This window comes from Streptomyces sp. 8N114, assembly GCF_052245835.1.
In the GTDB taxonomy this organism is placed as follows: Bacteria; Actinomycetota; Actinomycetes; order Streptomycetales; family Streptomycetaceae; genus Streptomyces.
In genome coordinates, this window is the sequence record NZ_JBQQBT010000003.1 from 84,538 (window position 1) to 110,511 (window position 25,974).

Sequence of the window (25,974 nt, forward strand, 5' to 3'; positions counted from 1 at the left end):
GTAGCGTGGGCTGCGTGAACCGCACTGCTCGGCTCTATGCGCTGGTGGAAGAGTTGCGCGCGGCCGCGCCGCGGCCGCTGACAGTCGCGGTGCTCGCGGCGCAATTCGAGGTGAGCAGGCGTACGGTACAGCGCGACCTTCAGGCGCTGATGGAGGCCGGTGTCCCGGTGCGCACCACACCCGGGCGGGGCGGGGGCTGGTCGATCGACCCGGAGATGACCCTGCCCCCGATCCACTTCACCGCTGATGAAGCCTCGGCCTTGGCCGTGGCGCTCGCCGCGGTCGACGCCTCCGCCCCGTACGCCGGTGCGGCCCGCACAGCAGCCCAGAAGATCGCGGCCTCGATGACCGGTCCCGCCTCGGCAGCGGCACATGAACTCGCCGCACGGATCGTTGCGGTGCCCTCACCGAACAATTCCGCGGTCCGCGCCGCAGTGGAGCAGGCCCTGACCACAAACGCCGTTCTGTGGCTGTCCTACACCGACGCGGCGGGACGCGAAAGCGACCGCGTGGTGGAACCGGCCGGACTGCTCACCGCCGACGGCCGGTGGTACCTCATCGCCTGGTGCCGTACGCGGCGGGCCGGACGGGGCTTCCGGCTGGACCGGATCACAGCTGCAGCTCCAACCAGTGAGCAGGCTCAGTCCCATGACCTGGCGGAACTGCTGCTCGGCTCGGCCGCCGCCGGCGCGGTGCAGCCCACCGCGCTGGCGTCACTCACGCCTCCGCCCAAGAAACGGAAGGCACCGGCCCGGTAGCTGATCGATGCGGTCGCCTTCACGTCCCCGGACCGGAACGCAGTGGGTACCTGCCGGAGAAGTACGGCAACTGGCGAGGCGGCCAGCGCTTGTCCGACGGGTCATGCGCGAGTGTGGTCGGGGTTGTTGTGGGTGGATGGTGCGGGCATCCGGAATGCGGCGCAGATCACTTACGGATCATCTCCGATCCAGGCCAGTGCCGCCCTTGCTCTGCTTGGCTGGTGGCTCTGACGATCAAGGGAGGTCGATACGCATGGCGCTCACGCACTGGGGGTTCATCTACACGGCGGACGGCAGCGCGGCAGGTGGCGATGTCAGCGTCGTGGCCACGGGTACGTGCCGCAGTGTGTTCGTCGGGGTGGAGAAGCCCGAGGAAGGCATCGAGGTCGCGCGCCGCCTGGTGGACGAGGGCGTGCAACTGATCGAACTGTGCGGGGGGTTCGGGCCGGTGTGGGCCGGGCGTGTCATCGAGGCGATCGACGGCGCGGTCCCCGTGGGCGTGGTGGGCTATGGGCCCGAAGCGGTCGATCAGGTGCACGCGATCTTCTCCTGACGTATGCCGCCTCCTTCACCCGAAGGAGACTTCGTTCGAAGGAGGCGGCTGCCCGAGCACCCCTCGCCGGGCAGGCCGCTTACGGGAGTCCTGGTCCGTCGTCAGGCGCGGCAGCGCAGCATCTCCAGCGGGGGATTGGCGAGGAAGTCCGCCCAGAAGTCCGCACCGAACTTGCGCACGCCGGCGTCGGACACCTCCAGTGGGACCCAGGCCAACTCGCCGAATCCCGCCGCCCGCAGGCACCTTTCGTAGACCTCGCAGCGCGGGCTCGTGGTGACGATCTCGACCGGCGGGTCGAGCAGCGCTGTGACCCGGAATCGCGGTCCGGTCTCGATCTCCTCGCCGGTGGGCTCGCAGAGGAAGCCGTACTTTTCCAGGGATGGCCCGTCGAAGCGGTAGTCGGGCTTCTGGGCGAGCACGAAGAACTCGGCGCCGGGCTTCAGGCTCCGGTGCACGTTGCGGCACATCTGTTCCATGGCCGCGATGTCCTCCGCGTAGTTGAGCAGCTGGACCCCCGTGGCGACGTCGAAGCGCCGCCCAAGGGGTCGCAGTTCGGACACGTCGCCCACCTCGTAGCGCACACCCAGCGGACCGCGCTCCTCCAACCCCCTTGCCACGGCGACCATTTCACCGGAGATGTCGACTCCGAGCACCTCCGTGGCGCCGCGCCGCTTGAACTCCCTGCTGTAGAAGCCGGTGCCGGAGGCCAGGTCGAGGACCGACTTGCCGCGCACGTCCCCGACCATGGCCAGGAAGCTGGGCACCTCCCCGTACTGCGTCAGCGGCAGGGCCTTGAAGCCCTCGAACGCCTCACCTATCTCGTCATACTGCTGCACGCTCACTTGTTGACCTCCTCTGTGCTTCGTCATGTCCTTGGCCTCGGCCTCACTCCCGTCCCGGCAGGCGCCGCAGCCTCTGGCCGGCAGTCTCTCCGCACCCCGGCCACCGTCGTACTGGCAGAAGCCACAAAGATGCGGACATCGTCCCGGCCTCCTCTACGGGCGGGCGTACGCGTCTGCCGACCGCCGCCGCGATCGTCCACGCGCTCCGGCGGACCCCAAGCCCCACCGCGGGCGGCCGGGACAAGGTGGTGCCGACGTGTGTGTCCGTGCTCGGCGGCGAAAGCCCGGACGGCTTCCGGACCGGTGAGCCAGGTGGTCGACTCGGGCCGCAGGATGAGGGTGCGTACCAGCCGTGCGACGTTGCCCCCTTGGGGCTTTTGCCGTAGGGCGCGGCTACCGAAAGAACGCCATCTTGGCGCTCTGTGCTAAGGCGTCGCGCAGGGTTTCCAGGAAAGGTGAGGAGTGTTCGGGCCGGCGAACAGTACTGCCATGGATGGGGAGACCCTTGAACGCTGGGCAAAGGACGGCTGCCGTGGCCGCCTGTGCGGCCACAACTTCAGCCGAGGGGTTGTTGGGGTGTGCGGGGCGTGCGTCGAAGACTGGGCGGATGTGGGGACGATGAGGCCGGGGGAGACGCCGGAGCAGGCGCGGGCACGGGCGGGGCGGCTGCGGCAGCGCGCGGCGCAGGCCCGCGGCGTGGCTGGTTCGTTGGGTTCCACGCTGGATACGGGGGTGGCCAGGGCGAGTGCCGACGGGGTGTGGTCGGGCCCGTACGCCGAGCGCGTCACGGGGGAGCTGCGCAAGCGTCAGCGTGCGCTGGAGGGCTTGGCGAACGGGGTACGTGGCACTGCCAGGCGCTGGGACCAGGAGGCCGAACTGCTCGACCGAGAGGCTGCGGCAGCCCCGACCGGAGGTAACTGATGGGCGGTTTCCAGGGCTTCGACCCGGCGCGTGTACGGGAGCTGGCAGGGCATCTGGACTCGGTGGCGGGCTCCATCGTGCCGATGCACCGTCAGCTGTCGCAGATCCTGGAGGCGGCAGCCGCCGATATGGCGCCCCAGGAGGCGAGTACGAGCCCGGAGCTGCAGCCGCTGGTGGACCGCCCGGGGGTGCCGACGGCCACGGGCGCGATGCCGATCTCGAAGGTGTACGGCATCCCGACGGGGTACCTGCCGGGGCCCAGGACACAAGGCGAGGCGCTGGCGGGCGGGCCGCTGCCGGGCTCCGTCGATCCGTTCCTAAGACAGACCGCGGCCGACATCCGGGCCCGGTGTGATCGGCTGGAGCAGGTCCGGAAGGCCGCTCCGCTCTCCGTCAAGCTGGACGCGGGTGCCCTGCTCGCCGCCGACCCGGTCGACCTCAACGCCGTACCGAAGCCGAACGCAGGCGAGCAGGCGATCGCCAAGTGGTGGGCCGGACTGAGCCCCGCGCAGCGCGAGCAGTACCTGTATCTGAAGCCCGAGGCGCTGGAAACCCTCAAAGGGCTTCCCGCGGACGTGCTGCAGCGGGCCACGCAGCTTGCCTACTTCAAGGTCGTGCCCTACAAGACCTCCAGCCATGAGAGCGGAGGCGGCACCAAACTCTCGATCGGCATCTTCGAGATCGGTGACGGCTACGCCCTCCGCACCGAGCAGATGAGCGACGGCACCTACCGCGTCACCATGATCGACAACGAGCAGCTCGGCGCCAAGGCCGACAGACCCGACAAGAAGGGGATCTCGATCGGCGGCACGGTGAAGTTCGAACTCGGCGACACCTGGGTGTTCAAGAACAAGGCGGAGGCGGAGAAGCTGCGGAAGGACATCGACGAGGCGTACTTTCTGCACAGGCAGCTGAACGGCACAAACCTCATCGGCGTCATGTTTGCCAAGGCGCGGCTCCCGGACGTGCTGAAACGGATCGGTCAGCCGAAAATCAAGGCCACGACGATGGGTGTCGAGGTGGACGGGTCGATCGGCGTCGGAAACGTCACTCCCGGGATCAAGTTCGGCGGCAACCTCTCCAGCATCACCAGCACGATGGATCCCCAGCGGCCCTCGGTGACGCTGAGCAGGGACTTCACCGTGGAACCCTCGCTCGTCAGGGGGAAAGTGGTGAAGACCGAGTTCGGTCAGGTCGTCAACGGCACGATTCAGGTGGTCCGGGACAAGAACAACCCGGACCCCGACACCAATATCACCACCGTCCGGCTCATCCAGACGGTGGAAGGGAAGTTCGGCGGAACGTTCGGCGGCGATATCGGGGGCGAGAAGGCAGGCGTTTCGGGGACGTACAAAGAAGGGCGCACCCGCACCAATGTGGTGACGGTCAATGTGCCGATCAGTACGAACCCCGAGGAACAGGCCGCCGCCCGGAAATGGCTGAAGGCGCCGCCCCCTGCTGCCCTGGCAGGCCCCGCCGTCCCTACCAGTCCGCCTGCTCCCGACGGGGACCTCTTCTCCAAGCTGGCACACAACCGTGGGCAGGTCAGCGCCGTCTCCTACAAGGGGAAGGCATCCGAGCTGAAGCTGGGCGGGAAGCTCACGATCGACGGCATCCCCTTCGGCTTGGAGGCCAAGGCGGAAGAAAAGGGCGACCGAGTCGTCGACCAGCAGTACCTCGGAGCACCCGACCCGAAAACCGGCAGGCGCAACTTCGTACCCATCAACTGACCTGCCCGTCCCCGTGCCTTCCTGGTCGCTGGAGGCGAGCGCATGCGGGCCACGCGGCGACCCGTTTCAAGGATTCGGATCGCCCGTACCGTCCCTCGTCAGGTCAGGCCGTCCAGGGCGTGTGCAACCGCCGCCGTCGTCACGGCGCCGTCGGCCCGGTTGTCGAACACCAGCCGACGCGCGCCCGTCCACTCGCACTCGTTCTCCTGCGCCTTCTTCCAGAAGGCGTCCCAGTCGGCGAGCTTGGACAGGTCCCTGGTGTAGCCGCGGGCACGGACCCGCTCGCGGGCGGTCTCGGAGTCCACGTGGACCTGCACGACGACGGGTTCGACATGCTGTGGCCAGGAGTGCCGTTCGGCCGCCTCCTCCAGGTATCCGGGCCGGGGGAAGTAGCGGCCGAACGGGGCGTCCAGCACAACCGGCCGGCCTACCGCCAGGTTGTCCCGGGCCAGGTCCAGGAGCGTCAGATACTCGAGGTCCATCACCTCGGACTGGTAGTACGGGTTGAGATCGCGCTGGGCGGGGTCCGTGCCTGCGAGTTCGAGCAGCGCTTCGGTGAGCCTCGTACAGACGGTGTCCTTGTCGAGGTAGGCAGCGCCGGACATTTCCGCCAGCAGTCTGGCCACGCTGGTCTTCCCGGAGCCGGCCGGCCCGATCACGAAGAAGGCACGGAGAGTGCTCATGCCCGGCGCTCCTTGACGAAGAACTGGTAGGAGAGGGCGCCGACGAGCAGCAGTGCGCCGCCGACCAGGAAGACCAGGGTGTAGTTGTTGCCCGTGGCGTCGAGGATAGCGCCGGTGACCATCGGCGCCAGCGCGGCGCCGAGGAAGCCGCCGAAGTTCTGGATGGCGCCCAGCGAAGCCACCTGGTGCGGCTCCGCGATGTCGGAAGCGAGGGTCCACAGGCAGCCCGTCGGCACCTGCGCGGCGAAGTAGCCGAGGGACAGCAGGGCGATGGCGAGCGGAGTGCTCTCGACGTACGCCACGGGCAGCACCGCCGCAGCCGCCAGCACCGCGCCCCCGACAATGGGCACCTTGCGAGAGGAGACCGCGGAGAATCCCCGGCGGATCAGGCGCCCGGACAGGAGACCGCCGAAGAGGACACCGACGATGCCGCAGAGGTAGGGCAGGGAAGACAGCCAGCCGGTCTCGGAGAGGCTGAAACCGCGAGAGGTTTCCAGGTAGCTCGGCAGCCAGGTCAGGTAGACCCAGACCGTGTAGAAGATGCCGAAAGCACCGAGCATCATGAAGTAGGTGTTGGGCTGCCGGAACAGCGTTCCCCAACCCGCCTTCTTCTCACCGGACGTGTCGCGGGCCTCCGCTGCCGCCTGCGCCGCCTCCTCGCCCTTGATCAGCGCCTGCTCGCGCAGGGTGGGATCCCGGTAGATGCGCAGCCACACCAGCATGACGACGATGCCCAGCGCGCCCACGATGAGGAACATGCCGCGCCACCCGAACGTCAGCAGCAGGGCGGTGAGCAGTGGCGGGGCGATGGCGTTGGCTATCTGCGACCCCGTGTTGACGATCGAGACCGGCAGGGCGCGCTCGTTCTTGGCGAACCACCGCTCGTTGACCTTCAGACTGGCGGTGAAGAACGGGGACTCGGCGACACCGAGAGCGACCCGGCCCGCGTAGAGCAGGCCGAAGTTGTGCGCGGCTGCCGTGACCATCGTCATCAGCGACCAGAGCCCGGCTGCCCAGGCGTACATGCGCTTGGGGCCGAAACGGTCGACGAGGTAGCCGGCCGGGAGGTTGGCGATGGCGTACGGCCAGGAGAAGGCCGCGAGCAGCAGGCCCATCTCGGTGGCGCTCAGGCCGAACTCGTCGGCGATGGTCGTATTGGCGACGCTCAGGGTGGCGCGGTCGAGGTAGTTGACGACACCGCCGATCACCAGGAGGGCCACCAGGACCCAGCGGATGCGGATCGACTTCCACGGAGCGGCGCCGTCGGCGGGGTCGAGCGAGGGGGACGTGAGGGACTGCTGGGCCATGGGGAGCTCCTTGAAATGACCACCGTGCAAGTTGGGGAGGTGAGCGGCGAGGGGATGAGCGGAGGGGCGAGTGGGGGAGGGGAGCGGGGAGCGAGCGGAGAGGTATGGCGGCCCGGAGGATCAGGCACGTGCCCCTTCGATGGCGCGCAGCGTGGTGGCGGCGGCCTCGGTGACCCGGCCGTAGTTGCCGTCGACCCGGGCGGCCTTCGTCACGAAGCTGCCTACTCCGACGGCGACGACGCCGGCGTCGAACCACTCCTTGACGTTGTCGGGAGTGACGCCCCCCGTGGGCATCAGCGGTGCCTGCGGGAGTGGGGCCCGGACCGTGCGGACGTAGTCGGGCCCGACGAACTCGGCCGGGAAGAGCTTCACGATGTCGGCGCCCGCCTGCATCGTGTCGACGATCTCCGACGGAGTGAAGGCCCCGCTGACGGTGACGGCCTGGTAGCGGTTGGCCGTCTCGATCATCCCCGGGTTGAGGTTGGGGCTGACCAGCAACCGTGCCCCCGCCAAGACGCAGGTTCGGGCCGTCTGCTCGTCCAGCACCGTGCCGGCGCCGACGACGACCCCGTCGTCGCCGTAGCGGTCGGCGAGCGTCGAGATCACCCCCAGCGCGCCCGGCACCGAGAGGGTGATTTCCAGCGCCCGGATACCGCCCTCGATCGCCGCTTCCGAGACGGCCAGCGCCTCCTCGGCGCTGTCCAGGCGGACGATCAACAGGGCGCCCGTACGGGTGATCGAATCCAGGGCGTTAAACTTTGTTACCATAGCGGCACACGCTAGAACATCGATTCACATGTTGTCACGCCCCGCGTTACACGAAGTTAGGCTGGCGCCGATCCGCACCCAGGCTTCGAGGAGACGAGACGCAGTGAGCAGGGCCGACCGGGCACCGTTGATCCCCGAGCAACGCCATCAGGAACTGCTGCGCCTGCTGCGGAGCAGCGGAGTGCTCAGCATCCGCGACCTGACCACCGCGCTGAACGTCTCCCATATGACGGTGCGCCGGGACATCGCCGCGCTCGAGAAGAGCGGCCGGGTCGTCTCGGTGCAGGGCGGGGTACGGCTCGCCGACGGGACCGGCCACGCACCGCCCCGCGAGCGCGCTTCGCGGGCGGCCCTGGAGATGCCCCGCAAGCGCGCCATCGCCGGGACAGCCGCTGGGCTCGTCGAGGACGGCATGGTCATCTTCCTCGACGCGGGGACGACCTGTCAGTCGGTGGTGCCGCTCCTCGCCGCTCACCAGGACCTCACCGTCGTCACCAACGACTTCCACGCCGCGCTGGCGCTGTGCGACCTGCCGTCCGCGCACGCCGTCCACACCGGTGGCGAGGTGGATGCGGCGAGCGGTTCGAGCAGCGGGCCGCTCGCCGCCCGGACGATCAGCACGCTCAACATCGACCTCTGCTTCCTCAGCGCCGGCTCCTGGGACCTGACCCACGGCGTCACCAGCCACTCCACCGAGAAGGTGCTGCTCAAGCAGACGGTGATGGAGGCCGCCGCCTCCGTCGCGCTGCTCGCCGACAGTACGAAGTGGGGCACCGTCGAGCGCTTCAGGGTCACCGCCCTCGACGGGCTCGACACCGTCGTGACCGACGTCGGCCTGCCCCCCGAGGTGGCCGACCGGATCATGGAAGAGGGCCCGTCCGTGCTGCGTCCGGACGTGGCAGTCGTCTGAGGGCGGAGATCGGCCGGGCAGCCGTATGACGACGGTCCCGCCCATCGGTGTGTCCTGGTGCTGGGTGGGGTGACAGCTGATGAAGGCATGAGCTTGCCGGAGGACGGTGGCCGCGAGTCGAGAAGGTTTTCCGTACTTCCGCGCAGGGCTGACCGAGTGCCTGATGCGAGTTGTGTGGGGGCTCGTAGGGAGGAATCCCGGCGTGGTGGCACAGGATCGGTTTCTGCTGCACATAAGGCTTTCTCGCAGGCCCGCGAAGGGCCCGCATCGCTGAGCGCTTCGGAGGTCCGGGATGTTTGGAAAGGCCCTGTTCTGTGCCGCTGTAGTGGTGGCGGCATCCGCTGGTTCGGCCCTTGCGGCCCAGCCGACGCTCCCTCAAAGCGCCTCGTGCACCCCACAGACGGGGTTCCCTCACTGCCAACAGACGGTGGCCAAAGGCGCTCTGCACTTCCGGGCCGCCTTGGGAGGCGGCGGCGGAGCCCTGTGACGCACAGCGGCCGGGGCACTTGGCCTCGGTCACCGGGCCCCGCTTCGCCACCCGGAGGCGGCGCGTCCGCGGAGCCTCCAGGTCCGGCGCCGGCCGTGGGCCCGGCAGACGTGAAAGCGAGTCAGCACCGCAACGTGCGTTGCCGGATGGAGTGGCGGTTATGGGCACGCCGAAAAATGCGCCCGATACCGGACCGTGTGGCAGTTGCGTCGGTCACCGATCAGCGAGGGTGTGACGATCAGCGGGCCGGTGGCGCTGTGGAGGGTGAGCCGACTGGTCATCGGCGAGCCGGATCCGCAGGTTCCCCGTGCGTGCGGATCTGCCCCGGCGCGGGCGAGGTTGAGCCTCGCCCGCGCCGGGTCCTGTGGTGTACGTACGCCGTCGAACAGCCCGCGGGGGAGTTGCGGTGCCGGGGAGCAGAGGAACGGTGTGAGGTCATGCTGGAGGCAGGGCGGTATCGGCTGGTCGAGGTGCTCAGCCGTGGGGGTACGGGCGAGATCTGGCGCGCCGAGGACACGACGCTGGGCAGGCAGGTCGCCATCAAGCTGCTGTGGGACGAGGCCGCCCTTCCCGAGGCCAGGGAACTCTTCCGGCAGGAGGCATGGAGTGCTGCAGCGCTGATCCACCCTCACGTTCTGGCGGTCTACGACTTCGGCGAGGAGCAGGGCCTCTGCTACCTGGTGATGGAACTTGTGCACGGACACAGCCTCCGGGTTGAACTTGCCGAGCGGAGCGGACCGTTGGCGGTCGAAGAGGCGTGCCGGTATGTGCGGCAGGCTGCAGCGGGCCTCGCGGCGGCACACAGCGCCGGGGTCGTGCACCGCAACGTCAAGCCCGGCAATCTGCTGCTCGCCGAGAGCGGTGTGAAGGTCGCGGACTTCGTGAGCACCCGCGGCGTCGGCCGGGCCGACGCAGCTCCGACCTCGACCGGGGACCAGCTCGGCACCAGCTCCTACCTGGCGCCGGAGCACGGCATGGGCGCACCCGCAGGCCCTGCGGCGGACGTGTACGCGCTGGGCTGCGTGCTGTACGAACTGCTGTGCGGGCAGCCGCCCTTCACCGGGGAGGCAGGCGCCGTTGTTTCCCAGCACATCGAGGCCGCCCCCGTTCCTCCTCGGCGGCTGCGCCCGGAGATACCGGCTGGGGTGTCCGCGCTGGTCCTGGAGATGCTCGACAAGGACGTGACCGCGCGTCCGACCGCGGCACAGGTCGCCGAGCGTCTGAAGGCCGGTCACCGGGGCGTTGCGATCCAGGGCGTCTGGAGCCGTGAGGTGCCGAGCGAGCCGCCCACCGTCCGGACGGCCCAGCCGTCGACCAGTGGGCGGCAGCCTCGGCGCACTGCCGCTCTCCTCGCGGTCTCGGTTTCCGTTGTCCTCGGCGCCTCGGCCGCCCTGGGGTACGTCTTCTTCGGCGGCGATGCGGGATCACCGTCCTCCCGGCCCGCCCCCGGCACGCCTGATTCCTCGCCCCCCGAATCCAGTACCCCACCGAAGCGGGAAGCCCCCCGGCCCGCCACATCACCGACGATGCCGGGGCAGGACGAGGATGCCGGACCGGTCGAGGGTGCCGGAACGGTCGAGGATGCGAAAGAGGCAGGGGAAGCCCGGAAGAAGACCGCAGAAGAGCGGCCGGAATCGACCGAGGAAGCACGGAATCGGCAGACGGAAGCAGGGGAAAAGACTGCTGAAGAGCGCAAGAAGGCCGCCAAGGAGAGAGAAAAGCGCCGCGGAAAGGGTGCGAAAAGGGCGGCCGAGGCCCCGGCGAAACAGGGCGAGGGCGCCGCAAAGAACACCCCGTAGCGCCGGTTCAGCCAACAGAGCCGACGGCCGGTGAAGTGACTGGGGGAGTGGGCGAGTTGGCGGGGCCGGTGTTCAGGCTTGGTCGCGGCGGCGTCGAGGTTGCCGGTGCAGTTGTTCTTCAGTGCGACGGTTGACCCTGACGCAGGGGCAACCTTTCAGCATGGTGGCCATGACTACGAGAAACAGTGCGAGCGAGGTCTCCGGACAGCACACGTCGTACAGCGCCCGCGCGGTAGCGGACGGAGTCGAACAGGGACCTCACCATCGGGCAGGCACCGGCATGCCGACGGAGGGCGGGGAACGCAGTGAGAGAGGCGACTGCGCTGTGCGGCACTTCACGGTCCACCACGACGGCGTCACGATCCCGGTATCCCGCGGTGGCCGGGGACGGCCGCTGGTCCTGTGTCCGGGGCTGAACTCGACGCAGGCCGACCTGCACGAGCTGACCGCGCTTCTTCGGCGTGACTATGACGTGGTGACCTTTGACCTGAGGGGACATGGTCTCGCCTCGGCCGCCGACCGGTACTCCTTCGACGCGTTTCTGAGCGATCTCGTCGCCGTGCTGGCGGAGCTCGACCTGCCTTCGGCACCTGTCCTCGTGGGCTACTCGCTGGGCGCTGACCTGGCCGTGCACTACACCTCCGAGCGTCCTGGCGACATCGCCGAGCTGGTCCTCATCGACGGCGCGAACCCGCTGCCCGAGCCGTTCATCACCGACACCGACCTGGCGGTATTCCGCGCCATGGCAGACGACCTGGCCACGGAGGCCGAGCGGTCCAAGGGCACCGCGCACCAGGTGCTGCTCACCGCACAGGACATCCACGACCTGAACCTCGAAATGGATGTGGTCCGGTCCGCGATCCTCGACCGGTACCGAAAGATCGACCACCCCATCTGCGCGATCATGTCGGCCTCCATAGCCGGTGACAGCACCGAAGGGCGTGCGCCACGGCACAACCAGCTCTGGCGTGCCGGCATGGAGCAGCTCGTTCGCGAACGGCCGCACATCTCCACGTCGTGGCTCGATGCCGATCACCGGCTGGTCTTCACCCACGCTGCGGAAATCGCTCAGATCATCCGAAGCAACCAAGGTGCAGCCAGGTCGATCTCCTGAATCACCCTGGTAGACCGGTCCGATGCCGACCATCGGCGAGCCGGTGGCGTACCCCGGTGTGATGGCTCGCGCGGTGACGGACCATCACACCAAGGGGTTCCTCCGAGCTGGAGCGGCACCGCTGCGGCTATCGACGGAGGCCGGCTGCCGTGTCGGGAGTGTGCGTCGCAGCGTGCACGGAGGGCCTCCTGCGGAGAACGGGGGCGAACGACGAAGGAGGCCGGGGCTCACAGCACGCCGCGCTCGGCCAGGTTGTGCATCAGCGCGCGCAGCCCGAATTCCCACGGCGCGGCCTGCTCGCTGGAGGCGACGGTGTTGACCAGGGCACCGAGCCGGGGGCTGGAGATCCGCACGATGTCGCCGTGCTCGTGGGTGAAGCCCGCACCGGGGGCGTGCCGGTCCTCGGTGGGAGCGAAGAGTGTGCCGGTGAACAGCACGAAGCCGTCGGGGTACTGGTGGTGCGGGCCGTGCACGGAGGCGACGAGGTCGAGCACGTCGCGGCTGATCTCCCGCATCGAGCTGCTGCCGTGCAGCACATGGCCGTCCCGGCCGTCGACCCGTAGCTCGATGTCCAGCCCGCGCACGTCGTCCAGGCCGAACCCGTCGTCGAGAAGGCGGAGGAAGGGGCCGATCGCGCAGGAGGCGTTGTTGTCCTTGGCCTGGGACAGCAGCAGCGCGCTGCGCCCCTCGATGTCGCGGAGATTGACGTCGTTGCCGAGCGTGGCGCCGCGCAGCCGGCCGCGCGAGTCCACGGCGAGGACGACCTCGGGCTCGGGGTTGTTCCACACCGAGGCCGCGAGCACGCCGATGTCGGCCCCGGTGCCCACCGCGGACAGCACCGGCGCCTTGGTGAACACCTCCGGGTCCGGACCGATGCCGACCTCCAGATACGGCGACCACAGCCCTTCGGAGACCAGCAGCTCCTTGGCCTTGGCGGCCTCCGGTGACCCGGGGCGCAGGTGAGCGAGGGCGCCCCCGACCGCGTTCACGACGCGCTCGCGCACGCGGGCGGCCAGCGCCGGGTCGCCGCCGGTGCGCTCCTCGATGACCCGCTCCAGCAGACTGCGGGCGAAAGTGACGCCCGCGGCCTTGATCACCTGGAGGTCGACGGGGGCGAGCAGGTGCGGGACATCCCGGCGGCCGGCCGCCGTGGACTCCAGCAGCTCGCTGAGCCGCCACGAGCGTCCGCCGGGCGCGTCGTGCACGATCGCGGCGATCGTATCCGGGCCTTCGCGTTCCAGCAGGTCGCAGACCGTGGGGGCGAGGGCGGTCAGGTCGATGACGTACTCGCCCCGCACCGCGGCCACACACGGGCCGCCCCACTCCGGCTCGTGCACGCGGGCGACGAGGGTCGCGTTATCGGCATCGTCCGGAAGGACGGAACCGGGCGACAGGGCCGGACGGTGGCGGGCTGCCGGGTTCACGGTGTTACTCCTGGGGGCGAAGGGGTGTTGCTGGGCACGGGTCAGTGGGAGTCGCGGGGCACGTCGTAGCCCCGGAAGCCGCGGAGGAAGTCGAAGTCAGCGCCCTGGTCGGCCTGTTGGACGTGCTGGGTGTAGAGCCAGGCGTAGCCGCTGGTGTGCTGTGGGGCGGGCGGCTTCCACGCGGCCCGGCGCCGCTCGAGCTCGGCGTCGTCCACGTGCAGGCGCAGTGTGCGGTTCGGAACGTCGAGAACGACCGGGTCACCGTCGCGCACCAGGGCGAGGGGCCCGCCGACGGCGGCCTCGGGTGTCACGTGGAGGACCACGGTGCCGTAGCCGGTGCCGCTCATCCGGCCGTCGCAGATACGCACCATGTCGGTGACGCCCGCCTTCAGCAGCTTGGTGGGCAACGGGACGTTGGAGACTTCGGGCATGCCGGGGTAGCCCTTGGGCCCGGCGTTGCGGATGACGAGGACGGTGTTCTCGTCCACGTCGAGCTCCGGGTCGTCGCAGACCGCGTGATACGCCTCGGGAGAGTCGAAGACGCGCGCCGGACCGCGGTGGGTGAGCAGGTGTGGTGACGCGGCGGACTGCTTGATCACCGCGCCGTCGGGGCACAGGTTGCCGCGCAGTACGGCGGTGCCGGTGCCGGCCGGCTGGAACGGCGCTTCCAGGCCGGTGATGACTTCGGGGTCGACCCGCTCGGCGTCCGCGACGTTCTCGGCGATGCCGCGGCCGGTGACGGTGATCTGCTCGCCGTGCAGCAGTCCACCGCGGAGGAGCTCGCCCAGGACGGCGGGCAGCCCGCCCGCGTAACAGAAGTCCTCCATCAGGTACTTTCCGCTGGGCATCAGGTTGACCAGAGTCGGCACTGCACGGGCCAGGGCGTCGAAGTCCTCGGGGGCCAGCTCGACGCCGACCCGCCCGGCCAGGGCGGTGAGGTGGATGATCGCGTTGGTGGAGCCGCCGATGGCCGCGTTGGTACGGATGGCGTTCTCGAACGCCTCCCGGGTCAGGATGTGGGAGGGGCGCAGTTCTTGGTGCACCATCTGCACGATGCGCTGCCCCGCCGCCTGTGCGGTCTCCATCCGCCGGGAGTCGACGGCGGGCCAGGTCGCGGATCCCGGGAGCTGCATGCCGAGTACCTCAGCCATGCAGGCCATCGTGGAGGCCGTCCCCATGGTCATGCAGTGGCCGTCCGAGCGGGCCATGCAGCCCTCGGCGAAGGAGCATTCCTCCTGGGTCATCCTGCCGGTCTTCAGGTCCTCTTCGAACTTCCACACGTGGGTGCCGGATCCGACGTCCTCGCCCCGGTACTTGCCGTTGAGCATCGGGCCGCCGGTGACCATGAGCGCTGGCAGGTCGACGCTGGCGGCGCCCATGAGCATGGCGGGCGTGGTCTTGTCGCAGCCGGACAGCAGCACGACGCCGTCGAGCGGGTTGGCCCGGATGAGCTCCTCGACCTCCATGGCCATGAGGTTGCGGTAGAGCATGGCGGTGGGGCGCATCAGCGTCTCGCCGGTGGCCATGGTGGGGAACTGCAGCGGGAAGCCGCCGGCCTGCCAGACGCCGCGCTTGACCGCCTCGGCGACGCGGGTCAGATGGGCATTGCACGGGGCGAGTTCCGAGGCGCTGGTGGCGATGCCGATGACCGGGCGCCCGTCGAACACCTCATGGCCGAAGCCCTGGTTGCGCATCCAGGACCGGTACACCATCCCACTGCGGCCGCTCGCCCCGAACCACGCCTGGCTGCGGCGGTTCGGCTGCTTCTCGTCCGTCAAGAGTGCACTCCTCTGGCTCGTGAGCCGATCGGTTCGGTTGGTGAGTCGAGTCAGCCGAAGAGCTCCTGGATCTGCTGCCGTACGGTCAGGACGGACAGTACGCCGAAGAGGCCGACCGCCCAGACCAGGGCGGCCGCCCGGTAGCTGCGCACCTTCAGCGGCGCCGGCAGCGCCTTGCGGTTCATGAAGAGCAGCAGGCCGGAGTAGACGAACATCATCAACCCGGCGACGCAGGCGGAGATGACCAGCAGGACCAGCGGCTGGTCGAATCCGAGCGCCAGAATGGCGACGCCGATGGCGACGAGCCCCCATACGAGCCGGAAGTACAGCCGGCTCTCGGAGTGCCGCGAGCCTCGCAGATACGTCGACTTGAGGACGTCGGCGGCGAGCCTGCTGGTGTAGTCGACGATGCCGGTCGCCGCGCAGAACAGGGAGAAGGCGCCGATCAGCCAGAACAGCACACCGAACCAGCTGCCCGCCTGGGACTGCAGCACCTCACCTTCCTCCCGTACGAAGCCCACATCGTTGGAAAGCCCCGGCGTGCCGAACAGGGTGGAGTGGGCCAGCAGCGAGGCGAGCACGATGGTGACGACGGTGGTGAGGCCGAAGGTCACGGCCTGTTCGGTGTTGGCGAAGCGCCACCAGCGCTTCCACCGCACGAGGTTCTCCCCTTCCGGGACGAAGACGTATCCGGTGGTCGGGCCGGAAGCCGCATCCTCTTTGCCGGTCACCGGGCTGACCAGCCGGGGCACGTAGTGGCCCATGCCGAAGCCCTTGTCACGTATCCAGTTGCTCTGGCACAGGTTCTGCCCGCCGCCGGCCCCGGCGTAGGCGATCGCTCCCATCAGCACGGCGATGCCGAGTTCACTGGGGAACTGGCCGACGTGGGTGGCGGCCTGCGGCAGTTCCTTCCAGCTCGCCGCCTTGATGACGAGGATCACCGCCAGCACGAAGAATCCGCCGATCAGAGCGATCTTGACGAACAGCAGCCGCTCCAGCGCGGTATACACGACGGGTGCGAGGGTGAGGATCGCGCCGATGAGCAGCAGCAGGCCGACGGCGATGACGGTCGGCCGGCCGCCGAAGACGTAGGAGAGCATGGTGGCGGAGCTGGTGGCCCAGCCCGGCCACAGGTTCGCCGCGTACGTCAGCCCGGCCAGCACCGCGCCCCAGTGCCGCCAGAAGCGGTTGAAGCCGGTCATGGCCGTCTCTCCGGTGGCGAGCGTGTAGCGCTCGATCTCCATGTTGAGGAACCACTGGGTGACGAGGCCGACGACCGCGCCCCACAGGAAGATGAGCCCGGCCTGGGAGGCGATGTACGGCCAGAGGATGAACTCCCCCGAGGACAGCCCCACTCCGGCCGCGACGACGCCCGGCCCGATGATCCGCCAGGGCTTGCGGGGCGGGGCCGGCAGCGTCCGTACCTCGGGCAGCGGCAGGTGGCGGCTGTTCAGGGGGAAGGGAGCGTCGGCACTGTGGGGGATGCCTACGCCGTCGTCCGCGTGCGTCATCGGGGAACGCCTCTCTCCGGCTGGTTGAGCTCGCGGGTATGTACGATGCGAGCAATCATTAAATGATTCGATGATTGGCGTCCAGAGGGTGAACAAAGATCGTGGAGCATTACCGGACCATGCATCAGCGGCTGGTCGACGAGCTCGGCCGACGTATCGTGGGCGGCGCGTGGCAGCCGGGGCAGCCGCTGCCGGTCGAGGACGTGCTCGCCACCGAGATCGGCGTCAGCCGCGGCGCGTTGCGAGAGGCGGTCAAGGCTCTCGCGGCCAAGGGGATGCTGCGCGTACGCCCACGCACGGGCACGCGCGTGCTGCCAACGGAGTTCTGGAACCACCTGGACCGCGACGTGCTGCGCTGGCAACAGTCCGGTGACTCCGCGGCGTTGCTGCGCGACACCAGTGAACTGCGCCGGATCGTCGAGCCCGAGGCCGCCCGGCTGGCGGCCGGCCGGGCCGGTCCCGATGAGGTACGAGCCCTCTACGACGCCTTGGCAGCCATGGAAGCGGCAGCGGTGCGGCCCGGACGCGACGGCTACGTCGAGGCCGACATCACCTTCCACCGCGCCCTGTTGGACGCGAGCGGCAACCGTCTCCTCGGCTCGCTGGGCCGCGCGGTCGACGTCGCGTTGGAGCACAGCTTCGCCGTGAGTACGCAGACACCCGGGGCGGTCGAAGCCTCGTTGCCGGCCCACCGTGCCGTCGTGGAGGCCGTCGAAGGCGGCGATCCGGTGGCGGCGTCGGCGGCCATGCTCGGGATCATCGACGCCGCCGAGCGGGAGATCACCAAGTCCTCCGGGCTGCCGCAGCGCTGAGTTCCGACAAGCCCGGGCAGACGCCGGAAGCCGGCCGCACGTCCGAGATCGGTCGATCGATCGTCGCGGTGAGCCACCGGTCGCCCACCCGGTTACCCGCGGGTTACCGGGACGCTGTCCCCTCCCGGCCCTCCGTATCGCGATACCGGCGGCGACAGCCGGGCCGTCTCCCTGTCAGCACGCTGTGGAGGCGGCGAAAGGCCGAAATGCGGAGTGCGGAGTGGACCGGCGCAGCTCAGGTTCCGGTCGGCGCGTGTTCAAGGGCCGGTGGGCGCTTGAGGGCGATTACGGCGGCGTCGTCGCCGAGGCTGCCGCCAGTGTGGGCGAGCAGGTCGTCGCGGAGCCGGTGGACGAGGGTTTCGGGGTCCTCCACGGTCCACGAGGTGATCCGGTCATCGAGCGGGTAGAAGACGCCGGTCTCGTTGCGTGCCTCGATGACGCCGTCGGTGTAGAGCAGGAGGAAGTCACCGACCTCGAGCGGGAAGGTGTCGGCGGCGTAGGAGGTCGCGGCGAATTCGCCCAGGCCCAGTGGGGTTTCCGGATGTCGGGTGTGCAGCGGCGTGACCTGCTGCTCGTGTACGCGCAGCGGCGGCGGATGCCCGCAGTTGATCATGTGGATGACGGGTTCGTCGTCGGGGATCTCGAGGACGGCGGCGGTGATGAAGTCCTCTTCGGCGGCGTCCTCGGTCTCGGTGAACTCGGCCAGGCCGCGGCTGACGCTCGCCTCCAGCCCGCGCGCGAGTCCGGAGAGGTCGGCATGCTGGTGGGCCCCTTCGCGGAAGGCGCCGAGCAGCAGCGAGGCGTCACTGATCGCGCTCAGACCTTTTCCCCGTACGTCGCCGATGATCAGCCGGGTCGCCCTGCCGGTACGGGCGGCGGCGTAGAGATCGCCGCCGATCTGTGCTTCGGCCTCGGCGGACAGGTAGACCGAGGCGACCTCCAGGGGGCCGATGCGGCGGGGAAGCGGCCGCAGTACGACCCGCTGGGCCGCCTCGGACACGGAACGTAGCTGCGTCAGCTGCCGCTGGTGGCGCTCTCGCAGGTAGCAGAAGCCCACGATGACCCCCGTGACCAGAGTCAGCGAAATGACCTGCACCTCGTGATTGAGGGAGAGCCACCCCCTGCGGACCGTGCCGATGACCAGCTGTGCGGCTACCGCGACGACGCCGACGAAAGCCACCAGGCGGGAGCCGCCGATCGCCGCGGTCAGGGCGGGCGCCGCGATGAGCAGTGGGCCGAGATGGACCTCGGGCGGCGCCAGGATGTCCACAACCGTGACGGCCACGATCAGCCCGAGCGGGAACGCCAGCAGCCCGTGACGGGCTCGCCAGGAACCCGGGCCGACCGGAAGATCTCGCTGCTGGAGGCGCACGCTTCCGGTATACCTCCCTGCCCGCCCCACCGCCTGCCGAGACCCGCCCCGGGGGCCCGCGGCGCGGGCGCTGCGGAGGGCCGGGGTGGTCATCCACATCTGCGCCCAGCCCCGCCGCCGGATCCGTACCGGCAAAGGGCGCCTACGGCACCGTCGTGCTGCCCAGCCGCTGGGAGGTCGAGCGCACGATCGGCTGGTGCATGAACAAGTGTTCCCCTGGTCGAGTACATCAGGGATCATGAAGCATGCGTCCGGATGACTGGCACCTCACCGAAGACATCGACGACTTTCTCACCCGGGCAGGAGACTTCCTGCGCTCGCACCCCGCCCTGCACACCACGCCGCTGACAGTGACCGAGAAACTGCGAACACGCGGGTCGGACGCATACGGCGCCGGAGCCACCGTCTTCGGCCGACTGGAGTCAGGTGGCGAGGTCCGCGCCATCTTTTACCGCCTTCCGTCCCATCGCCTGACCCTCACTTCCCTCTCCCGTGAGCATGCCGACACTCTCGCCGCCCACCTGGCCGACCTCGGCCACCCCCTTTCCGGCGTCACCGCGGACCACAACACCGCCACCGCTTTCGCCGAGGCATGGCAGCGGCACACAGGCGGCGCAGCGCCGGCGCACAGCTGGCGGGGCCGCCTCTACCGTCTCGGCACGCTCACCCCACCGAAGCCGCGCCCAGAGGGCCGGGGCCGAGTCCTGGACGCGCAGGACCATGAGCAACTCATCCGCTGGTGCAGTGAGTTCGTCGCCGCTGTCGGGGAGGCCCCCACCATGGACGCCGACTCGTGGGCCGACTCGCGCTTCGCCGACAAGCACTTCACGTTCTGGGAGACCCCGGACGGCACTCCCGTCTCCATGGCGGGCTCGACGTCGATGGTCGGCGGCATGATCCGGGTGGACCCCGTCTACACCCCGGCCCACCTCCGGGGCCGCGGTTATGCGGGCGCCGTGACGGTCGAGGTGAGCAGAGCCGCGCTGACCGCAGGCGCGACGGACGTCGTCCTGTTCACGGACCCGGCCAACCGCACCAGCAACGCCCTGTACCAGCGCATCGGATACGTCCCGGTCACCGACTTCGCCGGGTACGACTTCTCCTGCGACGACGCGCCGGAAGCCGGTTAGGAACACGACCGTGCAGCCGGCACCACGCCTCACGGGTCACAGCGCTCGGCGAAAGACCACGCGGTCCAGCGAGGGCCCGTCGTAGTCCGCGACAGGGGCCGAGGCTTCAAAGCCGAGGGCGGTGTGAAAGGCGATCGAACGGGAGTTGACCGGCGAAGTGATCGCTTTCACCACGGTGCGCCCCTCCTCACGGGCCCGTGCGAAGAACCGCTCGTACAGCTCGCGGGCGAGCCCGGAGCGGCGCATCCGGGGCGCGACCCCCGCGAAGTGGATGTAGGCGTGGCTGGATTCCGACGGAGAGAGGAAGCCGACGAGGAACCCCGCGAGCGTGCCGTCGGCCTCCTCGGCGATCAGGCTGGTCGCATAGAAGTGGTCCAGGAAGACCCGGGTGAGGTCGCGGGACGCGGGGCGGCCCCACCAGTCGTCGACCACGGCGATAACGGCGTCATAGTCCTCGGGGCGAGCGGCACGTATGGCGCAGAGGGGGCGAGCGTTCATTCTGGGACGCTATCGCCGCGGCGCGACCACGCACCTCTGCCCCATCGTCGCACCGACAAGGCTGTGTACGCCGCGGCGTCACATGCGTACCGCGTCGACGCGCAGCCCATCGCTTCGATGTCGGAGACCCGCAGTAAGGCGTACGACGGCCGCGTCGAGCGGGGCCGACTACCAGTGAGCAGTGGCGGCCGTAGTCGCGCAGCAGAGCGCCCCGCCCGCAGGTTCCGGGAGGGATGTTTTGCGGTGTGGCCTCGTAGGGTCACGGCGTGATCAGAACAATCGTGTGGCTCCTCGCGTGTGCCGGGTTCGGCGTGGTCCTGTGGCTGCTGACCAGCGCCCCCGACATCAGCTCCGGCTACCCCCGCTCCCAGTGCTACTCCGTCCTGGGCACTCAATGGGGCCCCAGCCATGGGTCGTTGGAGAATGGAGTGGAGGCAACGTGCTCCGCCTTCCAGACGCGGCGCGTTGGCTGGGCGGTGTTGGTGTCGATACCGACGGTGGTGTTGGCAGGCGCGGGTATGCGCAGGCGAAACCCCTGACTGCCCCGGTCGCATTCTTCATGCGGGGCGTGCGCGTGCTCGCGGCCGGCGCGGGTGCCCGATAGCAGCCTGGATCACAGCCTCCGGGCTTTCAGCAGGCGGGGCAGACTCCTTCCGTCTGCGGGCAGGGCGCTACGGCCGGCGGCCACCGCACGATCTTCAGGGGCCCGGACAACCCCCGTTGTCACGCAGTGGCCGTCTGTTCCCAGCCGGTGTCACGGCGAGATCGTGAGACCGGACTGGGTGTCAACCGCCCGGTTTCTGTGCCTCCCCTTGCTCGTACAGGCGCAGCAACGAGGCCGTCAACCGGTCGATGTCTTCCTGGGTGTTGTAGAGGGCCAGTGAGGCGCGGACCGCACTGTCCAGGCCGAAGTGGGCAAGCGCCGGCTGGGCGCAGTGGTGCCCTGCACGGAGGGCGATGCCATCGTCGTCCAGCCGGCTCGCCGCCTCCTCGGGCGTGCAGCCCGGGAGGGTGAAGGTCAAAACGCCCACCTTCTCCGCTGTCGGGCCCAGCACTTGGAGACCGGGCACGGTCTGGAGGGAACGTTGGGCGTAGGCGGTCAGCTCCGCCTCGTACGCCGCTACGGCCGCCCGGTCGAAGCCCTGAAGCCAGTCGAGCGCCGCATGGAGTCCGACCACGCCCGCGATATGGCCGGTACCCGCCTCGAAGCGGTGCGGTGCGGGCGCGAAGTTCGTACGGGCGAACTCCACGGACTGGATCATGTTGCCCCCGCCCTGCCAGGGGCGCATGGCCTCCAGCCGCGCTCTCTTGGCGTAGAGCGCGCCGATGCCCGTAGGGCCGAAGATCTTGTGGCCGGAGAAGGCGTAGAAATCGGCGTCGAGTTCCTGGACATCCACCGGGAAGTGGGCCACTGCCTGGGCGCCATCGACGAGCACTGCGGCGCCATAGCGGTGCGCCAGCGCGGTCATCTCCCGGACGGGCGGAATGGTGCCCAGCACGTTCGACGCATGGCTGAGCACGACCAGTTGGGTGCGGTACGACAGCAGGGCCGCGTAGGCGTCCTGGTCGACGGTGCCCTCGGGAGTGAGGGGCACGGGGACCACGCGGGCCCGCCGCTCGGCCGCAATCTGCTGCCAGGGGACAAGGTCCGAGTGGTGTTCGAGGACGGGCACCAGAATGTCGTCCCCGGGACCGAGGTTGTCACGCCCCCAGGTCTGCGCCACCAGATTGATCGCCTCCGTGGTGCCGCGTACGAAAACGATCTCGTCCGGTGAGGCTGCGCCGAGGAAGGAGGCGATCGCGGCGCGTCCCGCCTCGTACGCCACTGTTGCCTGGCGCGCCATGGTGTGGGCGCCGCGGTGGATATTGGAGTTGGCGGCGGCGTAGTAGGCGCTGAGCGCCTCGATCATCTGATGCGGCTTGTGGGTGGTGGCGGCGTTGTCCAGCCAGACCATGGGGTGGCCGTTGACGGTCCGGTGCAGTGCGGGCACATCGTCGCGGGCCCGCTCGGGATTGAACGCGCCCCCGGTGAAGGGGCGCTCGGCCGCGTGCTCCGCCGCTCCCTCGGCTGACGGGGCTTTCGCCGGTATCTCCTCAGGGGAGTACGAGGGAACATCGGCCGGGGCGGTGGCGGGCGCGGCCCGCGGGGTGAGTGGGACCAGCTCAGGAGTAGTCATGATAGGTCCCCACCTCGACGTTCTGCAGCACAGCGATGGCGTCCTCGACCAGGACGGCCGCGTTGAAGTACGCCGTCATCAGATAGGAGGTGATGCCCCTGTTGTCCATGCCCATGTTCCGCATGGACAGACCGGGTTCGACCTCGTCAGGGACGCCGGAGGGCCGGAGCCCGACCACGCCACGCTCCGCCTCGCCGACCCGGATGAGGAGAATTTCCGAGGTGCCGGCCCCCCGGAGCCCGGTGAGCTGCACCTTGTCGGAGGGAAGCAGCGGCACGCCACGCCAGGTCAGCAGCGGGCTCCCGAAGCGTGAGTCGATCACCGGGGGGACACCCCGGCGCGTACACTCCCGGCCGAACGCGGCGATGGCCCTGGGATGGGCGATGAAGTAGCCGGGCTGTTTCCACACCCGGGAGAGCAACTCGTCCAGGTCGTCCGGGGTCGGCGGTCCCGCGAGGGTCTGCACCCGCTGGCCCGGGGCGACATTGCGGAACAGACCGAACTCGCGATGGTTGAGGATCGACCACTCCTGGCGCTCGCGCAGCGCCTGGATGGTGAGGTCGGCCTGGGTGCGTGTCTGGTCCATGGGCTCGTTGTAGAGGTCCGAGACCCGGGTGTGAATGCGCAGCATGGTCTGGGCGAGCGTCATGTGGTACTCGCGGGGGGCGTCCTCGTATTCGACGTAGGTGCCCGGCAGTTCCGGCTCACCGGTGTGCCCCGCGGTGAGGTCGACCGGCACCTCGGTGCCGGGGGTGGGGCGCTCGCTGGAGGTGTACGTCCGGAGTTGGGCGCTGAGCGACTCGTCCCGGTCGGCGACCCGTGCCAGCGCGGCGCGGTCCAGGCAGAGCGCCGAGCCTGCGGTGATGGCCTTGACCCGGTAGGGCATGGATGCGGAGCGGCTCCACGCGTCCAGGTCGAAGAACTGACCGTCGCCGACGACCTCGATCAGCGTGTCGTCGTCGTACCGTCCGGTGGCGCGCTTCTCGGCACGCCCGTGCACCAGCACCCACAGCTTGTCGGCGGGCGCGCCCTCCAAGACCAGTTCCTGACCCGGGTCGAAGGCCACTTCCTCAAAGGCCTCCGCCAGCTCGGAGAGCAGCGCACCGTCGGCGTCGCTCAGATACGGGACCTCGCGCAGGTCCTCCGCGAGGATGCGGCATGCTCCGTCCTGGGTGTAGCTGCTGATCCGGTCGTCGCCGAGGACGAACGAGCGGCGGCGGTTGACGCGGTAGATCCCGGCGCCGACATCCACCCAGGGCAGGGCACGAAGCAGATACCGGGGTGTGATGCCACGCATCTGCGGGCGGGTCTTGGTGGTGGTCGCGAGCTGCCTGGCGACATCGGGACTGAGGCTGAGCTGCTGATCGGACATGAACGGCTCCCCGGAGTGGGACGAACGATGCCTTGCCGCCTGATCGTCTGTCCCGGCCGACTGTGCTCACAAGAGGTCATCATGTGCTCACGGTCCGGATGCATTCGAAAGGAAGAGCGGCGAGCCGTACAGAGGTTTGACAGGGCGTCGGCCGAGCTCTCGTGACCACGGGAAAGACCAAACACAAGAGCCTTTGGAATATGCCCCGAGGCGCTCGGGGCGTTGCTGTGCTGCCGGTGAAACGGCCGGTTTACGACGAGCCGCCACCTGGACTCCGGGAAGCCGGCACCTCGGTGGCCGATCCCGATGCGTGGTGACGCGGCGTCGAGGACTTGCGTGAGCGTGCGTGTGAGCCGTGGTGTCGATGCTCGTGCTTGTCCGGCGTTGGGGTCGCGAGGAACGCCGGTGCGGATGTGTATGCCCGCTGCTTCGATTGACCACGTCCGACCCGATCGGACAGTCGCGCAGGTTGCGGCCGAGATGGGCATATCGCGCACCACGGCGCACAAATGGATATCGCCGGTTCACGGCAGGGGGCCACAGGCGCTGCTTAACAGGTCCGAAGTTTCGGTGAGGGGGCCCCGGTGTGGGGTCACGGATCGGTCAACGCCTATTGTGGGACGCCGAGTTGGCCTCGTAGCCTCCTGCGCACCTTGTTCAATGTTGATGCTCATGTTGCGCGTTTCGCGGCATAAGAGGCAGGGAGGTCCCATGATGAACATGCCTGTGCGGCGGCGGCTGTCTGCCTTAACTGCTGCACTGGGGCTGGCGGCTCTACTGGCCGCCGGATGCGCCCCGAAGTCCTCGAGCGGGTCGGGGAAGGACGAGAAGACGGGCACGGTGCGTGTCTGGCTCTTCAACGAACTCAACAACAAACCGAAAGAGAAGGTGATCGACCGCGCAGTCGACCGCTTCGAGAAGAAGCATGACGACGTCAAGGTCGATGTGACGTATTATCCGGCGGAGAATCGCGCCGCGAAGCTCAAGGGTGCACTCAACGATCCCGAGTCGGCGCCCGATGTGATCGAGTACGGCAATACGGACACGGCCGGATACGTCAAGGACGGCGCGCTCGAAGACGTGAGTTGGGAGCTTGGGCGCTGGGATTCCATCCTTGACACCGACCCCACGGCCAAAGAGTCCGTGACGGTGGATCAGAAGCTCTACGGTGCCCCGTTCTACGTCGGCGTGAGAGCGCTCTACTACCGCACCGACGTCTTCAAGGATCTGGGCCTCGAGCCGCCCAAGACGCTGGACGAAGTCAGCGAGACCGCCAGGAAGATCAGGTCTGCCAAGTCTGATATGTACGGCATGGCCGTGGGCGGTGCCAATACGTTCGCCGCGATGCCGTATATCTGGGCGAACGGCGGCGATATGGCGAAGCCGGCCGCGACGGTGTTGAACTCGACCATCAACGACAAGGCCGCGCGGAAGGGAATCAAGGAGTACACCTCCCTCTTCAAGGAGGACAACTGCCCCGCCCATACGTGCGCCAAGTGGGACGGCACCGAGGTGACCGACGCGTTCGCGAACGGCAAGGCCGGCATGGCCATCGGCGGTGACTTCAGCCGTCAGGTGATGGACGACGGCAAGGTCAAGGGCAAGTACGCGGTTGTTCCGCTGCCCGGCGAGAAGAAGGGCTCGATCGCGCCCGCCTTCGCCGGTGGCAACAACATCGGTGTGATGAAGTCCAGCTCGCACCGGACTCTGGCCATCGATCTGATGAAGGAGATCGCGGGGAAGCGCTCACAGGAAGACATGCACAAGGAGATGGGCTTCCTGCCGACCTTCTCCGATGTTCGGCAAAAGGTCACCAAGGGGAAGCCGTTCTTCGAGCCGTTCGCGAAGACCCTGGACGCCGACACGCGCTTTGTGCCCGTCACCCCCACGTGGAACGAGGTCGACGCCTCGATGGTGCTGCCCACGATGTTCCAGGAAATCGTCAGCGGCAAAAAGGATGTGGAGACCGCCTCGGACGATGCGGCCAAGAAGATGAACAAGATATTCAACAAGAAACAGTGAGGTAAA

22 protein-coding genes are annotated in these 25,974 nt (G+C 68.8%); 11 read left to right on the forward strand and 11 right to left on the reverse strand.

The features are described 5' to 3' along the window. Nucleotides 1-14 precede the first annotated feature (14 nt). Nucleotides 15-758: a helix-turn-helix transcriptional regulator gene (locus tag ACTWQF_RS08525; RefSeq protein ID WP_443278570.1), complete on the forward strand. Its 744-nt coding sequence runs from the start codon at nucleotides 15-17 to the stop codon at nucleotides 756-758. A gap of 253 nt (nucleotides 759-1,011) precedes the next feature. Next, nucleotides 1,012-1,311 (forward strand): DUF6506 family protein, encoded by a 300-nt coding sequence (locus tag ACTWQF_RS08530; protein WP_443278571.1) that lies wholly within the window; start codon nucleotides 1,012-1,014, stop codon nucleotides 1,309-1,311. 101 nt (nucleotides 1,312-1,412) lie between these two features. On the opposite strand, the gene ACTWQF_RS08535 is transcribed toward ACTWQF_RS08530, so the two are convergent. After that, entirely contained in the window at nucleotides 1,413-2,153 is a 741-nt protein-coding gene (locus ACTWQF_RS08535; protein WP_443278572.1) for a class I SAM-dependent methyltransferase, read from the reverse strand. Between the two features lie 609 nt (nucleotides 2,154-2,762). On the opposite strand from ACTWQF_RS08535, the gene ACTWQF_RS08540 reads away from it, so the two are divergent. Next, nucleotides 2,763-3,074, forward strand: a complete 312-nt coding sequence (locus ACTWQF_RS08540) for a hypothetical protein (protein ID WP_443278573.1) — start codon at nucleotides 2,763-2,765, stop codon at nucleotides 3,072-3,074. Further along, nucleotides 3,074-4,804: a hypothetical protein gene (locus tag ACTWQF_RS08545; RefSeq protein ID WP_443278574.1), complete on the forward strand. Its 1,731-nt coding sequence runs from the start codon at nucleotides 3,074-3,076 to the stop codon at nucleotides 4,802-4,804. Before ACTWQF_RS08540 ends, ACTWQF_RS08545 begins: the two co-directional genes overlap by 1 nt. Nucleotides 4,805-4,902: 98 nt before the next feature. On the opposite strand, the gene ACTWQF_RS08550 is transcribed toward ACTWQF_RS08545, so the two are convergent. The 3 genes from ACTWQF_RS08550 to ACTWQF_RS08560 form a co-directional block, all read right to left on the reverse strand. Continuing rightward, the gene (locus ACTWQF_RS08550) at nucleotides 4,903-5,487 is read right to left on the reverse strand and encodes an AAA family ATPase (protein ID WP_443278575.1); all 585 of its coding nucleotides are present in this window, start codon (nucleotides 5,485-5,487) and stop codon (nucleotides 4,903-4,905) included. Continuing rightward, complete coding sequence (locus ACTWQF_RS08555; protein ID WP_443278576.1) at nucleotides 5,484-6,794, reverse strand: MFS transporter; 1,311 nt, start codon at nucleotides 6,792-6,794, stop codon at nucleotides 5,484-5,486. The genes ACTWQF_RS08550 and ACTWQF_RS08555 overlap by 4 nt, the downstream gene beginning before the upstream one ends. A gap of 120 nt (nucleotides 6,795-6,914) precedes the next feature. Then, nucleotides 6,915-7,562, reverse strand: a complete 648-nt coding sequence (locus tag ACTWQF_RS08560; protein ID WP_443278577.1) for a bifunctional 4-hydroxy-2-oxoglutarate aldolase/2-dehydro-3-deoxy-phosphogluconate aldolase — start codon at nucleotides 7,560-7,562, stop codon at nucleotides 6,915-6,917. Between the two features lie 103 nt (nucleotides 7,563-7,665). Between ACTWQF_RS08560 and ACTWQF_RS08565 the strand changes: the two genes are divergently transcribed. The 3 genes from ACTWQF_RS08565 (at nucleotide 7,666) to ACTWQF_RS08575 (ending at nucleotide 11,872) form a co-directional block, all read left to right on the forward strand. Further along, on the forward strand, nucleotides 7,666-8,472 hold the full coding sequence (locus ACTWQF_RS08565) for a DeoR/GlpR family DNA-binding transcription regulator (RefSeq protein WP_443278578.1): 807 nt from the start codon (nucleotides 7,666-7,668) through the stop codon (nucleotides 8,470-8,472). Between the two features lie 924 nt (nucleotides 8,473-9,396). Then, complete coding sequence (locus tag ACTWQF_RS08570) at nucleotides 9,397-10,758, forward strand: protein kinase domain-containing protein (RefSeq protein WP_443278579.1); 1,362 nt, start codon at nucleotides 9,397-9,399, stop codon at nucleotides 10,756-10,758. Between the two features lie 169 nt (nucleotides 10,759-10,927). Beyond that, a complete protein-coding gene (locus ACTWQF_RS08575; protein ID WP_443278580.1) occupies nucleotides 10,928-11,872 on the forward strand; it encodes an alpha/beta fold hydrolase in 945 nt (314 codons plus the stop codon). A 227-nt stretch (nucleotides 11,873-12,099) separates the two neighbouring features. Here the strand turns inward: ACTWQF_RS08575 and ACTWQF_RS08580 are convergent, their stop codons facing one another. Genes ACTWQF_RS08580 through ACTWQF_RS08590 form a run of 3 tightly spaced genes read right to left on the reverse strand, consistent with a single transcriptional unit; the run spans nucleotide 12,100 to nucleotide 16,585 of the window. Beyond that, nucleotides 12,100-13,296 carry a fumarylacetoacetate hydrolase family protein gene (locus ACTWQF_RS08580; RefSeq protein WP_443278581.1) on the reverse strand — a complete coding sequence of 399 codons (1,197 nt, stop codon included), beginning with the start codon at nucleotides 13,294-13,296 and terminating at the stop codon, nucleotides 12,100-12,102. Nucleotides 13,297-13,337: 41 nt separating this feature from the next. Further along, entirely contained in the window at nucleotides 13,338-15,074 is a 1,737-nt protein-coding gene (locus tag ACTWQF_RS08585) for an IlvD/Edd family dehydratase (protein WP_443278582.1), read from the reverse strand. A 50-nt stretch (nucleotides 15,075-15,124) separates the two neighbouring features. Beyond that, nucleotides 15,125-16,585: an Nramp family divalent metal transporter gene (locus ACTWQF_RS08590; RefSeq protein WP_443278583.1), complete on the reverse strand. Its 1,461-nt coding sequence runs from the start codon at nucleotides 16,583-16,585 to the stop codon at nucleotides 15,125-15,127. Between the two features lie 119 nt (nucleotides 16,586-16,704). Here ACTWQF_RS08590 and ACTWQF_RS08595 point away from each other — a divergent pair, with 119 nt between their 5' ends. Next, nucleotides 16,705-17,397 carry a FadR/GntR family transcriptional regulator gene (locus tag ACTWQF_RS08595; protein ID WP_443278947.1) on the forward strand — a complete coding sequence of 231 codons (693 nt, stop codon included), beginning with the start codon at nucleotides 16,705-16,707 and terminating at the stop codon, nucleotides 17,395-17,397. 235 nt (nucleotides 17,398-17,632) lie between these two features. Here the strand turns inward: ACTWQF_RS08595 and ACTWQF_RS08600 are convergent, their stop codons facing one another. Further along, complete coding sequence (locus ACTWQF_RS08600; RefSeq protein ID WP_443278584.1) at nucleotides 17,633-18,769, reverse strand: PP2C family protein-serine/threonine phosphatase; 1,137 nt, start codon at nucleotides 18,767-18,769, stop codon at nucleotides 17,633-17,635. A gap of 245 nt (nucleotides 18,770-19,014) precedes the next feature. On the opposite strand from ACTWQF_RS08600, the gene ACTWQF_RS08605 reads away from it, so the two are divergent. Then, complete coding sequence (locus ACTWQF_RS08605; RefSeq protein ID WP_443278585.1) at nucleotides 19,015-19,899, forward strand: GNAT family N-acetyltransferase; 885 nt, start codon at nucleotides 19,015-19,017, stop codon at nucleotides 19,897-19,899. 36 nt (nucleotides 19,900-19,935) lie between these two features. Here the strand turns inward: ACTWQF_RS08605 and ACTWQF_RS08610 are convergent, their stop codons facing one another. Continuing rightward, nucleotides 19,936-20,397 (reverse strand): GNAT family N-acetyltransferase, encoded by a 462-nt coding sequence (locus tag ACTWQF_RS08610; protein ID WP_443278586.1) that lies wholly within the window; start codon nucleotides 20,395-20,397, stop codon nucleotides 19,936-19,938. Nucleotides 20,398-20,663: 266 nt separating this feature from the next. Here ACTWQF_RS08610 and ACTWQF_RS08615 point away from each other — a divergent pair, with 266 nt between their 5' ends. Beyond that, nucleotides 20,664-20,936 carry a hypothetical protein gene (locus tag ACTWQF_RS08615; protein WP_443278587.1) on the forward strand — a complete coding sequence of 91 codons (273 nt, stop codon included), beginning with the start codon at nucleotides 20,664-20,666 and terminating at the stop codon, nucleotides 20,934-20,936. A 246-nt stretch (nucleotides 20,937-21,182) separates the two neighbouring features. Here ACTWQF_RS08615 and ACTWQF_RS08620 read toward each other — a convergent pair whose 3' ends face one another. Both ACTWQF_RS08620 and ACTWQF_RS08625 read right to left on the reverse strand, forming a co-directional pair. After that, nucleotides 21,183-22,574: a SufS family cysteine desulfurase gene (locus ACTWQF_RS08620; RefSeq protein WP_443278588.1), complete on the reverse strand. Its 1,392-nt coding sequence runs from the start codon at nucleotides 22,572-22,574 to the stop codon at nucleotides 21,183-21,185. Beyond that, nucleotides 22,561-23,946, reverse strand: coding sequence for a family 2B encapsulin nanocompartment shell protein (locus ACTWQF_RS08625; RefSeq protein WP_443278589.1), 1,386 nt, complete (start codon nucleotides 23,944-23,946; stop codon nucleotides 22,561-22,563). The genes ACTWQF_RS08620 and ACTWQF_RS08625 overlap by 14 nt, the downstream gene beginning before the upstream one ends. Before the next feature lie 720 nt (nucleotides 23,947-24,666). Between ACTWQF_RS08625 and ACTWQF_RS08630 the strand changes: the two genes are divergently transcribed. Then, complete coding sequence (locus ACTWQF_RS08630) at nucleotides 24,667-25,968, forward strand: extracellular solute-binding protein (protein WP_443278948.1); 1,302 nt, start codon at nucleotides 24,667-24,669, stop codon at nucleotides 25,966-25,968. The last annotated feature ends 6 nt before the right edge of the window (nucleotides 25,969-25,974 follow it).

Bases quoted from the DNA above. Each gene is read 5' to 3' on its own strand.
- ACTWQF_RS08530 (WP_443278571.1), top strand. From the start codon at position 1,012: ATGGCGCTCACGCACTGGGGGTTCATCTACACGGCGGACGGCAGCGCG.
- ACTWQF_RS08545 (WP_443278574.1), top strand. From the start codon at position 3,074: ATGGGCGGTTTCCAGGGCTTCGACCCGGCGCGTGTACGGGAGCTGGCA.
- ACTWQF_RS08550 (WP_443278575.1), bottom strand. From the start codon at position 5,487: ATGAGCACTCTCCGTGCCTTCTTCGTGATCGGGCCGGCCGGCTCCGGG.
- ACTWQF_RS08555 (WP_443278576.1), bottom strand. From the start codon at position 6,794: ATGGCCCAGCAGTCCCTCACGTCCCCCTCGCTCGACCCCGCCGACGGC.
- ACTWQF_RS08560 (WP_443278577.1), bottom strand. From the start codon at position 7,562: ATGGTAACAAAGTTTAACGCCCTGGATTCGATCACCCGTACGGGCGCC.
- ACTWQF_RS08570 (WP_443278579.1), top strand. From the start codon at position 9,397: ATGCTGGAGGCAGGGCGGTATCGGCTGGTCGAGGTGCTCAGCCGTGGG.
- ACTWQF_RS08575 (WP_443278580.1), top strand. From the start codon at position 10,928: ATGACTACGAGAAACAGTGCGAGCGAGGTCTCCGGACAGCACACGTCG.
- ACTWQF_RS08590 (WP_443278583.1), bottom strand. From the start codon at position 16,585: ATGACGCACGCGGACGACGGCGTAGGCATCCCCCACAGTGCCGACGCT.
- ACTWQF_RS08595 (WP_443278947.1), top strand. From the start codon at position 16,705: ATGCATCAGCGGCTGGTCGACGAGCTCGGCCGACGTATCGTGGGCGGC.
- ACTWQF_RS08605 (WP_443278585.1), top strand. From the start codon at position 19,015: ATGCGTCCGGATGACTGGCACCTCACCGAAGACATCGACGACTTTCTC.
- ACTWQF_RS08610 (WP_443278586.1), bottom strand. From the start codon at position 20,397: ATGAACGCTCGCCCCCTCTGCGCCATACGTGCCGCTCGCCCCGAGGAC.
- ACTWQF_RS08620 (WP_443278588.1), bottom strand. From the start codon at position 22,574: ATGACTACTCCTGAGCTGGTCCCACTCACCCCGCGGGCCGCGCCCGCC.
- ACTWQF_RS08625 (WP_443278589.1), bottom strand. From the start codon at position 23,946: ATGTCCGATCAGCAGCTCAGCCTCAGTCCCGATGTCGCCAGGCAGCTC.
- ACTWQF_RS08630 (WP_443278948.1), top strand. From the start codon at position 24,667: ATGCCTGTGCGGCGGCGGCTGTCTGCCTTAACTGCTGCACTGGGGCTG.